General features: G+C 70.5%; 10 protein-coding genes and 1 tRNA gene. 6 read left to right on the top strand and 5 right to left on the bottom strand.

The features are described from left to right. Window positions 1-200 precede the first annotated feature (200 nt). From V7E45_RS33855 to V7E45_RS33840, 4 genes are read left to right on the top strand one after another with little or no spacing between them, the layout of a single operon-like run. On the top strand, window positions 201-1,133 hold the full coding sequence (locus V7E45_RS33855) for a branched-chain amino acid ABC transporter permease (protein WP_333778073.1): 933 nt from the start codon (window positions 201-203) through the stop codon (window positions 1,131-1,133). 5 nt (window positions 1,134-1,138) lie between these two features. Further along, window positions 1,139-2,980 (top strand): branched-chain amino acid ABC transporter permease, encoded by a 1,842-nt coding sequence (locus V7E45_RS33850; RefSeq protein WP_333778072.1) that lies wholly within the window; start codon window positions 1,139-1,141, stop codon window positions 2,978-2,980. Between the two features lie 5 nt (window positions 2,981-2,985). Beyond that, window positions 2,986-3,933, top strand: a complete 948-nt coding sequence (locus V7E45_RS33845) for an ABC transporter ATP-binding protein (protein WP_333778071.1) — start codon at window positions 2,986-2,988, stop codon at window positions 3,931-3,933. Further along, window positions 3,930-4,646 carry an ABC transporter ATP-binding protein gene (locus V7E45_RS33840; protein WP_020939394.1) on the top strand — a complete coding sequence of 239 codons (717 nt, stop codon included), beginning with the start codon at window positions 3,930-3,932 and terminating at the stop codon, window positions 4,644-4,646. Before V7E45_RS33845 ends, V7E45_RS33840 begins: the two co-directional genes overlap by 4 nt. A gap of 94 nt (window positions 4,647-4,740) precedes the next feature. Here V7E45_RS33840 and V7E45_RS33835 read toward each other — a convergent pair whose 3' ends face one another. Beyond that, window positions 4,741-5,394: an ANTAR domain-containing response regulator gene (locus tag V7E45_RS33835; protein ID WP_133922193.1), complete on the bottom strand. Its 654-nt coding sequence runs from the start codon at window positions 5,392-5,394 to the stop codon at window positions 4,741-4,743. 100 nt (window positions 5,395-5,494) lie between these two features. Between V7E45_RS33835 and V7E45_RS33830 the strand changes: the two genes are divergently transcribed. Continuing rightward, window positions 5,495-5,569: transfer RNA gene (locus V7E45_RS33830), tRNA-Leu, on the top strand. A 65-nt stretch (window positions 5,570-5,634) separates the two neighbouring features. Here V7E45_RS33830 and pyk read toward each other — a convergent pair. Both pyk and V7E45_RS33820 read right to left on the bottom strand, forming a co-directional pair. Further along, window positions 5,635-7,071 (bottom strand): pyruvate kinase, encoded by a 1,437-nt coding sequence (gene pyk, locus V7E45_RS33825; RefSeq protein ID WP_333778070.1) that lies wholly within the window; start codon window positions 7,069-7,071, stop codon window positions 5,635-5,637. 206 nt (window positions 7,072-7,277) lie between these two features. After that, window positions 7,278-7,973 carry an SIMPL domain-containing protein gene (locus V7E45_RS33820; RefSeq protein WP_333778069.1) on the bottom strand — a complete coding sequence of 232 codons (696 nt, stop codon included), beginning with the start codon at window positions 7,971-7,973 and terminating at the stop codon, window positions 7,278-7,280. A 149-nt stretch (window positions 7,974-8,122) separates the two neighbouring features. On the opposite strand from V7E45_RS33820, the gene V7E45_RS33815 reads away from it, so the two are divergent. Continuing rightward, window positions 8,123-9,928, top strand: a complete 1,806-nt coding sequence (locus V7E45_RS33815) for a bifunctional metallophosphatase/5'-nucleotidase (protein ID WP_333778068.1) — start codon at window positions 8,123-8,125, stop codon at window positions 9,926-9,928. An 80-nt stretch (window positions 9,929-10,008) separates the two neighbouring features. On the opposite strand, the gene V7E45_RS33810 is transcribed toward V7E45_RS33815, so the two are convergent. Together V7E45_RS33810 and V7E45_RS33805 are read right to left on the bottom strand one after the other, a co-directional pair. Beyond that, window positions 10,009-11,415 (bottom strand): lysine N(6)-hydroxylase/L-ornithine N(5)-oxygenase family protein, encoded by a 1,407-nt coding sequence (locus tag V7E45_RS33810; RefSeq protein WP_333778067.1) that lies wholly within the window; start codon window positions 11,413-11,415, stop codon window positions 10,009-10,011. Then, the coding region (locus V7E45_RS33805; protein WP_333778066.1) for a pyridoxal phosphate-dependent decarboxylase family protein at window positions 11,412-12,154 on the bottom strand (743 nt) is incomplete at its 5' end. The genes V7E45_RS33810 and V7E45_RS33805, both read right to left, overlap by 4 nt.

Genomic DNA, 12,154 nt, shown 5'->3' with positions numbered 1-12,154 from the left:
GTGCTGATCGACCAGCCGCGCGGCTGAGTCCGTCCGCCGGTTCCCCTGCCGTTCCTTCGCCGGTGCCGGCCGCCGGTGCCGGCCGCCGCCCCGGGGGGGGGGGGCCCCGGGGGGGGGGGGGCGGCGGCCCCCCGCCCCCCCCCCCGGACTCGCATCCGGCTCCATCCGTCGAACTTTCCGAACGTCTCGGAGGACATGCGGTGAACGAACTGCCGCAGCAGCTGGTCAACGGCCTGCTACTAGGATCCATGTACGGGCTGGTCGCCATCGGCTACACGATGGTCTATGGCATTGTCCAGCTCATCAACTTCGCCCACGGCGAGATATTCATGACCGGCGCGTTCGGCGCGCTCACGGTCTACGCGTACATCCTTCCCGACGGCACCTCCATGTGGCTGGCCCTGCCGCTGATGCTCGTCGGGGCCGTCCTCGTCGCCGTCACGGTCGCCGTCGGGGCGGAACGGTTCGCCTACCGCCCGCTGCGCACCGCCCCGCGCCTGGCGCCGCTCATCACCGCGATCGGCCTCTCGCTGGCCCTCCAGCAGGCGGTGTGGGCCTGGTACCCGGGCGCCAAGTCCGCCCGTACCTTCCCGAGCATCCCGGGCGGCCCCTTCGAGATCGGCAGTGTCACCATCCAGACCGGTGATGTCTTCCTGGTCGCCGCGGCACCGATCAGCATGGCGATCCTCGCCTACTTCGTGATGCGCACCCGCACCGGACGCGGCATGCAGGCCACCGCGCAGGACCCGGACACCGCGAAGCTGATGGGCGTCAACACCGACCGCATCATCGTGATCGCGTTCGCGCTGGGCGCCGCCTTCGCCGCCGTCGGTTCCGTGGCCTACGGCCTGAAGTACGGTCAGATCGACTTCCGCATGGGCTTCATCCTCGGTCTGAAGGCGTTCACCGCGGCCGTCCTCGGCGGTATCGGCAACATCTACGGCGCCATGCTCGGCGGCCTCGTCCTCGGTGTCGCCGAGGCCCTGTCCACCGCCTACATCGCGGACATCCCCGGCATGGACAAGTTCGGCAGCCAGTCCTGGGCGGATGTCTGGGCGTTCGTACTCCTCATCCTCGTGCTGCTGTTCAGGCCACAGGGCCTGCTCGGCGAGCGCGTCGCGGACAGGGCGTGACAGCGATGACCACACAGACCACCGCGTCCGAGACGCCGGAGACCCCGCAGACCCCGAGCGCTCCCGAGGCCGCCCGGACCGGCCTGATCGGCCTGCCCACCGCACTCGGCCGGGCCCTCGCCACCGGCGGCGGCGCCCTGACGATCGTCTCCACCTTCCTCGCGTGGACCTGGACCTCCGAGTTCCCCGGCGACCTCACGGTCTACGGCTACCCGGGCGGCCTGCAGGTCCTGGTCCTGATCGGCGGCGTCCTCACCACACTCCTCGGGCTCGCCTCCTACGGCGTCAAGGGCCTCGGGTGGCTCACCCCCGGCAGCGCCGACAGCGCCGTGAAGACGGCCGCGCTCGGCACCTTCGCCACCGCCTGGTACACCGTCATCGCCATCAGCGCGAAGCTCGGCGGTGTGGTGAACCTGGAGCCCGGCGGCTACGTCGTCGCCATCGCCACGCTGGCCGCCCTGGTCGGCGCGCTGGCCCTGCCGTTCGAGCGGCCGGCCCCGGACCCGATCGACCCCGACGACTCCTCCTGGGAGAAGTTCCGGCACGCCCGCCGCCAGGACTGGAGCACCTTCAAGTCGGCCTTCGCCGCCGAGGCCCCGGCCCCGGCCCGGGAGCTGCCCGCGTACGCCGAGATCCTCGTCATCGTCGCGGCCATGGCGCTCGGCCTGCTGGTCTTCACCTACGGCATCGGCACCGAGTACGACGAGCTGTTCATCGGCTTCCTGATCACCGCCGGTTTCGGCTTCGGCGCGCTCGCCAAGGCCGGGCTCGTGGCCCGGGTCTCGGCGATCACCGCGCGGCACCGCAACATCACCATGACCGGCGCCTTCCTCGCCGCGGCCGCCTTCCCCTTCACCCAGTCCGACGACCAGTACGCGACGATCGGCGTCTACATCCTGATCTTCGCCACCGTCGCGCTCGGCCTGAACATCGTCGTCGGCCTCGCCGGCCTGCTCGACCTCGGTTACGTCGCCTTCCTCGGTGTCGGCGCCTACACCGCGGCCCTGGTCTCCGGCTCGACGTCCTCGCCGCTGCACGTCAACATGCCGTTCTGGGCCTCGGCGCTGTGCGGTGCGGCCGTCGCCATGGTGTTCGGCGTCCTGATCGGCGCCCCGACCCTGCGGCTGCGCGGCGACTACCTCGCCATCGTGACGCTCGGCTTCGGTGAGATCTTCCGTATCACCGTCCTCAACATGGACGGCACCTCGGGCCCGGACGTCACCAACGGATCCAACGGCATCTCCTCGATCCCGAACCTGAACATCCTCGGCTTCGACTTCGGCCAGGAGCACCAGCTGTTCGGCGCCACCGTCGGCCGGTTCGCGAACTACTTCCTGCTGATGCTGCTCATCACGCTCATCGTCGTGGTGGTGTTCCGGCGCAGCAGCGACTCCCGCATCGGCCGCGCCTGGATCGCCATCCGCGAGGACGAGACGGCGGCGCTCGCCATGGGCATCAACGGCTTCCGCGTCAAGCTCATCGCCTTCGCCCTGGGCGCCTGCATGGCCGGCCTCGCCGGTTCCGTCCAGGCCCACGTCACCTACACGGTGACCCCGGAGCAGTACCAGTTCGCCCACGTGGTGCCGCCCAACTCGGCGTTCCTGCTGGCCGCGGTGGTGCTCGGCGGCATGGGCACCATCTCCGGCCCGCTGGTCGGCGCCTCGCTGCTGTACCTGATCCCGGCCAAGCTCCAGTTCCTGGGCGACTACCAGCTGTTCGCCTTCGGCGTCGCGCTCGTCCTGCTGATGCGCTTCCGCCCCGAGGGCCTCATCCCCAACCGGCGCCGCCAGCTCGAATTCCACGAAGAGACCGAAGCGCCCGCCGTCCTCAGCAAGGCAGGGGCCTGAACACGATGACCACCGACACCACCACCCAGGACGCCGCACCCAGCGCGTCCGCCCCCGGCGAGGTCGTGCTCGACGCCCGCGGCGTCACGATGCGCTTCGGCGGCCTGACCGCCGTGCGGGGCGTCGACCTCACCGTCAACAGCGGCGAGATCGTCGGTCTGATCGGCCCCAACGGCGCCGGCAAGACCACCTTCTTCAACTGCCTGACGGGCCTGTACGTGCCGACCGAGGGCGAGGTCCGCTACAAGGGCAACGTCCTGCCGCCGAAGTCCTTCAAGGTCACCGCGGCCGGCATCGCCCGCACCTTCCAGAACATCCGTCTGTTCGCCAACATGACGGTCCTGGAGAACGTGCTCGTCGGCCGGCACACCCGCACCAAGGAGGGCCTGTGGTCCGCGCTGCTGCGCGGTCCGGGCTTCCACCGCGCGGAGAAGGCCTCCCGCGCGCGGGCCATGGAGCTGCTGTCGTTCGTGGGGCTGGAGAAGAAGGCCGAACACCTGGCCCGCAACCTCCCCTACGGCGAGCAGCGCAAGCTGGAGATCGCCCGCGCCCTCGCCAGCGAGCCCGGTCTGCTGCTCCTCGACGAGCCGACGGCCGGCATGAACCCGCAGGAGACGCGGGCCACCGAGGAACTGGTCTTCGCCATCCGGGACATGGGCATCGCCGTCCTCGTCATCGAGCACGACATGCGCTTCATCATGAACCTGTGCGACCGGGTGGCCGTGCTCGTGCAGGGCGAGAAGCTGATCGAGGGCGACAGCGCGACCGTCCAGGGCGACGAGCGGGTCGTCGCCGCCTACCTCGGCGAGCCCTTCGAGGAGGCTCCCGGCGGCGAGGAGGCCGCCGAGGTCGAGGCGGCCGAGGCTCAGGCCGAGGCCACGGCGGACGCCGCGACCACGACGGACGCCGACACCACGACGGACGCCGCGCCCGGCAAGGAGAACGACCGATGACCGCACTGCTCGAAGTAGAGGACCTGCGGGTCGCCTACGGCAAGATCGAGGCCGTCAAAGGCATCTCCTTCAAGGTCGAGGCCGGCCAGGTGGTCACCCTCATCGGCACCAATGGCGCCGGCAAGACGACCACCCTGCGCACGCTCTCCGGTCTGCTCAAGCCGGTCGGCGGGCAAATCCGGTTCAACGGCAAGTCGCTGAAGAAGATCCCCGCGCACCAGGTGGTGTCGCTGGGACTCGCCCACTCCCCCGAGGGGCGGCACATCTTCCCGCGCATGACCATCGAGGACAACCTGCGCCTCGGCGCGTTCCTGCGCAGCGACAAGCCGGGCATCGAGAAGGACATCCAGCGCGCCTACGACCTCTTCCCCATCCTCGGGGAGCGCAGGAAGCAGGCCGCCGGCACCCTCTCCGGCGGTGAGCAGCAGATGCTGGCGATGGGCAGGGCGCTGATGTCCCAGCCCAAGCTGCTGATGCTGGACGAGCCCTCGATGGGTCTGTCGCCGATCATGATGCAGAAGATCATGGCGACGATCGCCGAGCTGAAGTCGCAGGGCACGACGATTCTGCTGGTCGAGCAGAACGCCCAGGCGGCGCTCTCGCTCGCGGATCAGGGCCATGTCATGGAGGTCGGCAACATCGTCCTCTCCGGCACCGGCCGGGACCTGCTGCACGACGAGTCCGTGCGCAAGGCCTACCTCGGCGAGGACTGACCGCCGCCGCACCGACCGGGACCACGACGAGGCCCGCGCCCTCTTCTCCGGGGCGCGGGCCTCGTCGTGCCGTGGTGGGGGCGGCCGGGGGCGGTCAGCCCTTGGCGGCCTTCTTCTCCTCGCTGTCCGCGATGACCGCCTCGGCGACCTGCTGCATCGACATGCGGCGGTCCATGGAGGTCTTCTGGATCCAGCGGAAGGCGGCGGGCTCGGTCAGGCCGTACTCGGTCTGCAGGACCGACTTCGCGCGGTCGACCAGCTTGCGGGTCTCCAGCCGCTGGGTGAGGTCGGCGACCTCCTGCTCCAGCTGCTTCAGCTCGGTGAAGCGGGAGACGGCCATCTCGATGGCCGGCACGACGTCGCTCTTGCTGAACGGCTTCACCAGGTAGGCCATGGCGCCGGCGTCCCGGGCGCGCTCGACGAGGTCGCGCTGCGAGAAGGCGGTGAGCATCAGGACCGGGGCGATGGACTCCTCGGCGATCTTCTCCGCAGCGGAGATGCCGTCGAGCTTGGGCATCTTCACGTCGAGGATCACCAGGTCCGGCCGGTGCTCGCGGGCCAGCTCCACGGCCTGCTCGCCGTCGCCGGCCTCGCCGACGACGGTGTAGCCCTCCTCCTCGAGCATCTCTTTGAGGTCGAGCCTGATCAGGGCCTCGTCCTCGGCGATGACGACTCGGGTCGTCAGCGGAGGCACGTGCGACTTGTCGTCGTCGGGCGCGTCTACGGGCTGGGGCGACTCGGCGGTCACGGGGGCTCCTCGTTCAGGGCAGGTGCACTGCTGACAAGAGCCTACCTAGCTACGGTATGGTGGACGCGCGGAGGGTCGGGGGAAACCTTTGATTCTGCGAGCCCCGGTAGCCCAATTGGCAGCAGGCAACGGATTCAAAACCCGTACAGTGTCGGTTCGAGTCCGACCCGGGGCACTTTTCCTTCGCTTCCAAGGTCAGCGTATCGGCGGGCCCCTCACGGATGAGGGGCCCTTTCGCGTTCACCGGGGGCTGTCGTCCTCGCCGACGTGGTGCACGCGGACCATGTTGGTCGCGCCGGAGACACCGGGCGGGGAGCCCGCGGTGATGACCACGACGTCACCCTTCTGGCAGCGGCCGTACTTCAGCAGCAGTTCGTCCACCTGGTCGACCATGGCGTCCGTGGAGCCGACCGGCGGGCCGAGGAAGGTCTCGGCGCCCCAGGTCAGGCTGAGCTGGGAGCGGGTGGCCTGCTCCGGGGTGAAGGCCAGCAGCGGGATCGGCGAGCGGTAGCGGGACAGCCGGCGGGCGGTGTCTCCCGACTGGGTGAAGGCGACCAGGAACCGGGCGCCGAGGAAGTCGCCCATCTCGGCGGCGGCCCGGGCGACCGCGCCGCCCTGGGTGCGCGGCTTGTTCCGCTCGGTCAGCGGCGGCAGGCCCTTGGCGAGGATGTCCTCCTCGGCCGCCTCGATGATCTTCGCCATGGTCCGCACCGTCTCGATCGGGTGCTTGCCGACGCTGGTCTCGCCGGAGAGCATCACCGCGTCCGTGCCGTCGATGACCGCGTTGGCGACGTCCGATGCCTCGGCGCGGGTCGGGCGAGCGTTGTCGATCATCGAGTCGAGCATCTGGGTGGCCACGATGACCGGCTTGGCGTTGCGCCGGGCGAGCTTGACGGCGCGCTTCTGCACGATCGGGACCTGCTCCAGCGGCATCTCCACGCCGAGGTCGCCGCGGGCGACCATGATGCCGTCGAAGGCGGCCACGATGTCGTCGATGTTCTCGACGGCCTGCGGCTTCTCCACCTTGGCGACGACCGGGAGGCTGCGGCCCTCCTCCGCCATGATGCGGTGCACGTCGTCGGCGTCCCTGCCGCTGCGCACGAAGGAGAGGGCGACGACGTCGAAGCCGGTGCGCAGCGCCCAGCGCAGGTCGTCCTCGTCCTTCTTGGAGAGGGCGGGCACGGAGACGGCCACGCCGGGGAGGTTGAGGCCCTTGTGATCGGAGATCACCCCGCCCTCGACCACCCGGGTGCGGACGTGCGGCCCGTCGACCGCGGTGACCTCCAGACAGACCTTGCCGTCGTCCACGAGGACCCGCTCACCGGGGGTGACGTCACCGGCGAGGCCCGCATAGGTGGTGCCGCAGCGATGGCGGTCCCCCTCGACGCCCTCCTCCACGGTGATGGTGAAGGAGTCGCCGCGTTCAAGGAGTACCGGGCCTTCGGCGAAGCGGCCCAGCCGGATCTTCGGACCTTGAAGGTCGGCGAGGATACCGACGCTGCGACCGGTCTCGTCGGCCGCCTTCCGCACCCGCCGGTAACGCTCCTCGTGCTCGGCGTGCGTGCCGTGGCTGAGATTGAATCGGGCGACGTCCATCCCGGCCTCGACCAGTGCCTTGATCTGGTCGTACGTGTCGGTGGCAGGGCCCAGAGTACAAACGATCTTTGCTCGGCGCATGTTTCGAGCCTAGGGCTTACCCGCCGGTAGAGAATCCGGGCCACATGACCACTCAACAACCGTTGGGTAAAGGGTTATTGACAAGTGTTGAATTGTGCGATGGCCCGCTCCTATGAGCGAATTCGGCGGGTGCATTCGGCGGATGATCGCGTGGGCGATTCGGCGGGCGATTCCGCGGCCGTTCCGGTGGGCGATCTCCGGCCGGTTCAGAGCCGCGGGGGCCGCATCGTGAGCCGCGCGGTGATCCGGGCGGCGACGCGCAGCCGCTGCGGTTCGAGGTCGAGGGGTGCGGCGGGCTCGTCCGCGGCCGCCCTGCTGAACCGGCGGGTCCCGCGTTCGAAGGAGGCGCGGGCCGGGTGGCCATCCTCGGTGCCGCTTTCGGCCAGCTCGATCAGCGCGGCGACCGAGGTGCCCAGGGCCTCGGCGTACTCGCGGGCCCGTTGCAGCGCCTCCGCGACCGCCCGTCGCCGGGCCTCGGCGTGCACCGGGGAGCCGGGGCGCAGGGACCACCAGGGGCCGTCGACCCGGGTCAGCTCCAAGTCGGCCAGTCGGGTGGCGAGTTCGGCGAGCACGATGAAGTCGGTCAGCTCGGCGTCGAGGTGCACCTGGCCGTGGTAGCCGCGCACCCGCTCGCCCCGGCCGTGCTCGGAGAGTTCGGGGGTGAGGGTGAAGGCGCCGGTGGCCACGTGGTCCACCGCCTGCCCGTACGACTTGACCAGGTCGAGGGCCGCGGCGTTGCGGCGGGTGAGGTCGTCGAGGGTGGCGCGGCGGTCGCGGCCCCGCGCGCCGACCGTGATGCCGATCCGGGCGACCTCGGGCTCTACGTCGAACTCCGCCTCGCCGCGGACCACGAGCAGCGGGGCGTCGGGGGTGCCGTACGGTCCGGCCGGCGGTGAGGTCATACGTCCTACTCTGTCACGCGCTTCCCGCTTCGGCGGCCGGAGTTCACGCAATCGGTCACCAGATCGAAACCTTCCATACCTGTTGCGGTCCGTCATGACCGGGTCAGAATCTACGCGCGTCATTGACCATTCCCGGAGGAGACCGAGAGATGCCGTTGAACCGCCGGAAGTTCCTGAAGAAGTCCGCCGCCACCGGGGCGGGAGTGGCGATCGCCGGTGCGGCGGCGGCTCCGGCGGCCGAGGCGGCGGAGGCGGAGGGTCCCGGCAAGCACGTGAAGCGTCACTCGCTCACCGTCATGGGCACCACCGACCTGCACGGCCACGTCTTCAACTGGGACTACTTCAAGGACGCGGAGTACTCCGACAAAGCGGGCAACGCCATGGGCCTGGCCCGGATCTCGACCCTGGTCGAGCAGGTCCGCAAGGAGAAGGGCTGCCACAACACCCTGCTCCTGGACGCCGGCGACACCATCCAGGGCACCCCGCTGACGTACTACTACGCCAAGGTCGACCCGATCACCGCCAAGGGCGGCCCGGTGCACCCGATGGCGCAGGCGATGAACGCGATCGGGTACGACGCGGCGGCGCTCGGCAACCACGAGTTCAACTACGGCATCGAGACCCTGCGCACGTTCGAGGACCAGCTCGACTTCCCGCTGCTCGGCGCCAACGCGGTGGACGCCAAGACCCTGAAGCCCGCCTTCCCGCCCTACTACGTCAAGAAGTTCCACGTGCCGGGCGCCCCGCCGGTCAAGGTCGCCGTCCTCGGTCTGACCAACCCGGGCATCGCGATCTGGGACAAGGCCTACGTCCAGGGCAAGCTGAAGTTCGAGGGCCTGGAGGAGCAGGCCGCCAAATGGGTGCCGAGGCTGAAGGCGCTCGGCGCCGACGTGGTCGTGGTCTCCGCCCACTCGGGCACGTCGGGCACGTCGTCGTACGGCGACCAGGTGCCGTACGTGGAGAACGCGGCCGTCAACGTGGCCAAGCAGGTGCCCGGCATCGACGCGATCCTGGTCGGCCACGCCCACCTGGAGATCCCGGAGCTGAAGGTCGTCAACGACCGGACCGGGAAGACGGTCGTGCTGTCGGAGCCGCTGTGCTACGCCGAACGGCTGACCCTCTTCGACATCGAGCTGGTGTTCAGCAAGGGCCGGTGGGAGGTGGAGTCGGTCTCCGCCTCGCTGCGCGACTCGAAGACCGTCGCCGACGACCCGAAGATCACCAAGCTGCTGAAGGACGAGCACGCGAAGGTCGTCGCGTACGTCAACCAGGTGGTGGGCCGGGCCACCGACACCCTGACCACGGTCGACGCCCGCTACAAGGACGCCCCGATCATCGACCTGATCACCAAGGTCCAGGAGGACGTGGTCAAGGCGGCCCTGGCGGGCACCGAGTACGCCGCGCTGCCCGTGGTCGCGCAGGCCTCGCCGTTCTCCCGCACCTCGCAGATCCCGGCCGGCGAGGTGACCATCCGCGACCTGTCCGGCCTGTACGTGTACGACAACACGCTGGTCGCCAAGCTGATGACGGGTGCCCAGCTACGGGCGTACCTGGAGTACTCCGCGGAGTACTTCGTGCAGACGGCCGCCGGCACCGCCGTCGACGTCGAGAAGCTGACGAACGCCGGCAACCGCCCGGACTACAACTACGACTACGTCTCGGGCTTCCGCTACGACATCGACATCGCCCAGGCGGCCGGTTCGCGGATCAAGAACCTCACCTACAACGGTGCCGCCCTCGACGACGCCCGGCAGTTCGTCCTCGCGGTGAACAACTACCGCGCGAACGGGGGCGGCGCGTTCCCGTACGTCGCCTCGGCCAAGGAGCTGTGGTCGGAGTCGACGGAGATCCGCACCCGGATCGCGGAGTGGGTCACCGCCAAGGGCGTCCTGGACCCGAAGGACTTCGCCTCCGTGGACTGGAAGCTGACGCGCGAGGGCACGCCGGTGTTCTAGGAGCAGGCGGACGATCGACCGACGGCGCCGGTGCCGGCCTTCGCACCGGCGCCGTCGGCATGTCCGCAGCGGCTCCCGGCTCAGTCGGCGAGCGGGGTCAGCCGCTTGCCCTGACGGGCCGTCGGCACCCGGGAGCCGGGCTCGTCGAGTCCGAACGTGGTGAACGCCGTCCGGGCCGGCAGCGGGTACGGCTCCTTGCCGGTCAGGGAGTTGAGAATCGAGGCGCTGCGCCACGCGGCGAGGCCGAGGTCGGGGGCGCCGACGCCGTGGGTGTGCAGTTCGGCGTTCTGCGCGTAGAGCGATCCGGTCACCGAGGGGTCGAGGATGAACCGGAACTCCTCGTCGATGCGCGGGCGTTCCTTGTTGTCCCGGCGCAGGTAGGGGTCGAGCCCGGCGAGGATGTGGTCGAGCGGGCGCTCGCGGTAGCCGGTGGCGAGGACGACGGCGTCGGTGGTGAGCCGGGAGCGGCTGCCCTGCTGGACGTGTTCCAGGTGCAGTTCCACCCGGGTGGCGGCGATGCGGCCGGCGGTGCGGACGCGGACGCCAGGGGTGAGGACGGCGTCCGGCCAGCCGCCGTCCAGGGTCCGCCGGTACAGCTCGTCGTGGATGGCGGCGAGGGTGCCGGCGTCGACGCCCTTGTGCAGCTGCCACTGGGCGGCGACCAGTCGGTCGCGCACGGGCTCGGCGAGGGCGTGGAAGTAGCGGGTGTGGTCGGGTGTGAAGTGTTCCAGGCCGAGCTTGGAGTACTCCATCGGCGCGAACGCCTCGGTCCGGCCGATCCAGTGCAGCTTCTCGCGGCCGGCGGGGCGGTGGCGCAGCAGGTCGAGGAAGACCTCGGCGCCCGACTGTCCGGAGCCGACGACGGTGACGTGTCCGGCGGCGAGGAGCGCGGCGCGGTGCTCGAGGTAGTCGGCGGCGTGGACGACCGGGACGCCGGGCGCTTCGACCAGGGGCTTGAGCGGGTCGGGCACGTAGGGGACGGTGCCGACGCCGAGGACGATGTTGCGCGTGTAGGTGCGGCCCAGCGCCTCGGCCTCGCCGTCGGCGTCGAGGTGGGTGTAGTCGACCTCGAAGACGTCGCGTTCGGGGTTCCAGCGGACGGCGTCGACCTGGTGGCCGAAGCGCAGCCCGGGCAGGTGCTGCGAGACCCAGCGGCAGTAGGCGTCGTACTCGGCGCGCTGCATGTGGAACCGCTCGCCGAAGTAGAAGGGGAAGAGTCGCTCCCGGGTCCTGAGGTAGTTGAGGAAGCTCCAGGGGCTGGTGGGGTCGGCGAGGGTCACCAGGTCGGCGAGGAAGGGCACCTGGACGGTGGCGCCCTCGATGAGGAGGCCGGGGTGCCAGTGGAAGCCGGGGCGCTGTTCGTAGAAGACGGCGTCGAGTTCGGCGAGCGGGTGGGCGAGCGCGGCGAGGGAGAGGTTGCAGGGGCCGATGCCGATGCCGACCAGGTCGCGGGGGGACTCGGGCTCGTGGCGTGGGGGCGTGGTCATCTGGGGGTTGTTCCTTCCACGAGTTTCAGGAGCTGGGCCAGTTCGTCCGGCCGGGTGTGGGGGTTGAGGAGGGTGGCCTTGAGCCAGAGGCGGCCGTCGAGGCGGGCCCGGCCGAGGACGGCCCGGCCCTCGTGCAGCAGTCCGCGGCGTACGGCGGCCACGGCGTCGTCGTCCGCGGCCGCGGGCCGGAACAGGACGGTGCTGATGACGGGCCGGTCGTACAGCTCGAAGCCGGGGTGGGCCCGGACGAGCGCCGCGAACTCCTCGGCGTGCGCGCAGACCTGGTCGACGAGGGCGCCGAGGCCCCGGCGGCCCAGGGTCTTCAGGGTGACGGCGGTCTTGAGGACGTCCGGGCGGCGGGTGGTGCGCAGGGAGCGGCCGAGCAGGTCGGGGAGTCCGGCCTCGGTGTCGTCGTCGGCGTTCAGGTAGTCGGCGCGCTGGTGGAGGACGGCCAGTTCGTCCGGCCGGGCCACGGCGAGGAGTCCGGCGGCGGCGGGCTGCCAGCCGAGCTTGTGCAGGTCGAGGGTGACGGTGTGGGCGGCGTCGAGTCCGGCGAGCTTGCCCCGGTGGCGGTCGCTGAAGGCGAGGCCCGCGCCGTAGGCGGCGTCGATGTGCAGGCGAGCGCCGTGGGCGGCGCTGAGGCGGGCGATCTCGGGCAGCGGGTCGATGAGCCCGGCGTCGGTGGTGCCGGCGGTGGCGGCGACCAGCAGGGGGCCGGGGAGGGTGGTGAGGGCGGCGT

It is taken from the genome of Streptomyces sp. IBSBF 3136, assembly GCF_036815105.1.
Classification (GTDB): domain Bacteria; phylum Actinomycetota; class Actinomycetes; order Streptomycetales; family Streptomycetaceae; genus Streptomyces.
The sequence above is the reverse complement of the archived record's forward strand: the minus strand, read 5'-3'. Positions and strand labels throughout refer to the sequence as shown.

What these genes read in the sequence shown, in the direction of transcription:
- V7E45_RS33810 (WP_333778067.1), bottom strand. Translation starts at nt 11,415, where the DNA reads ATGACCACGCCCCCACGCCACGAGCCCGAGTCCCCCCGCGACCTGGTC.
- V7E45_RS33845 (WP_333778071.1), top strand. Translation starts at nt 2,986, where the DNA reads ATGACCACCGACACCACCACCCAGGACGCCGCACCCAGCGCGTCCGCC.
- V7E45_RS33850 (WP_333778072.1), top strand. Translation starts at nt 1,139, where the DNA reads ATGACCACACAGACCACCGCGTCCGAGACGCCGGAGACCCCGCAGACC.
- pyk (WP_333778070.1), bottom strand. Translation starts at nt 7,071, where the DNA reads ATGCGCCGAGCAAAGATCGTTTGTACTCTGGGCCCTGCCACCGACACG.
- V7E45_RS33820 (WP_333778069.1), bottom strand. Translation starts at nt 7,973, where the DNA reads ATGACCTCACCGCCGGCCGGACCGTACGGCACCCCCGACGCCCCGCTG.
- V7E45_RS33815 (WP_333778068.1), top strand. Translation starts at nt 8,123, where the DNA reads ATGCCGTTGAACCGCCGGAAGTTCCTGAAGAAGTCCGCCGCCACCGGG.
- V7E45_RS33840 (WP_020939394.1), top strand. Translation starts at nt 3,930, where the DNA reads ATGACCGCACTGCTCGAAGTAGAGGACCTGCGGGTCGCCTACGGCAAG.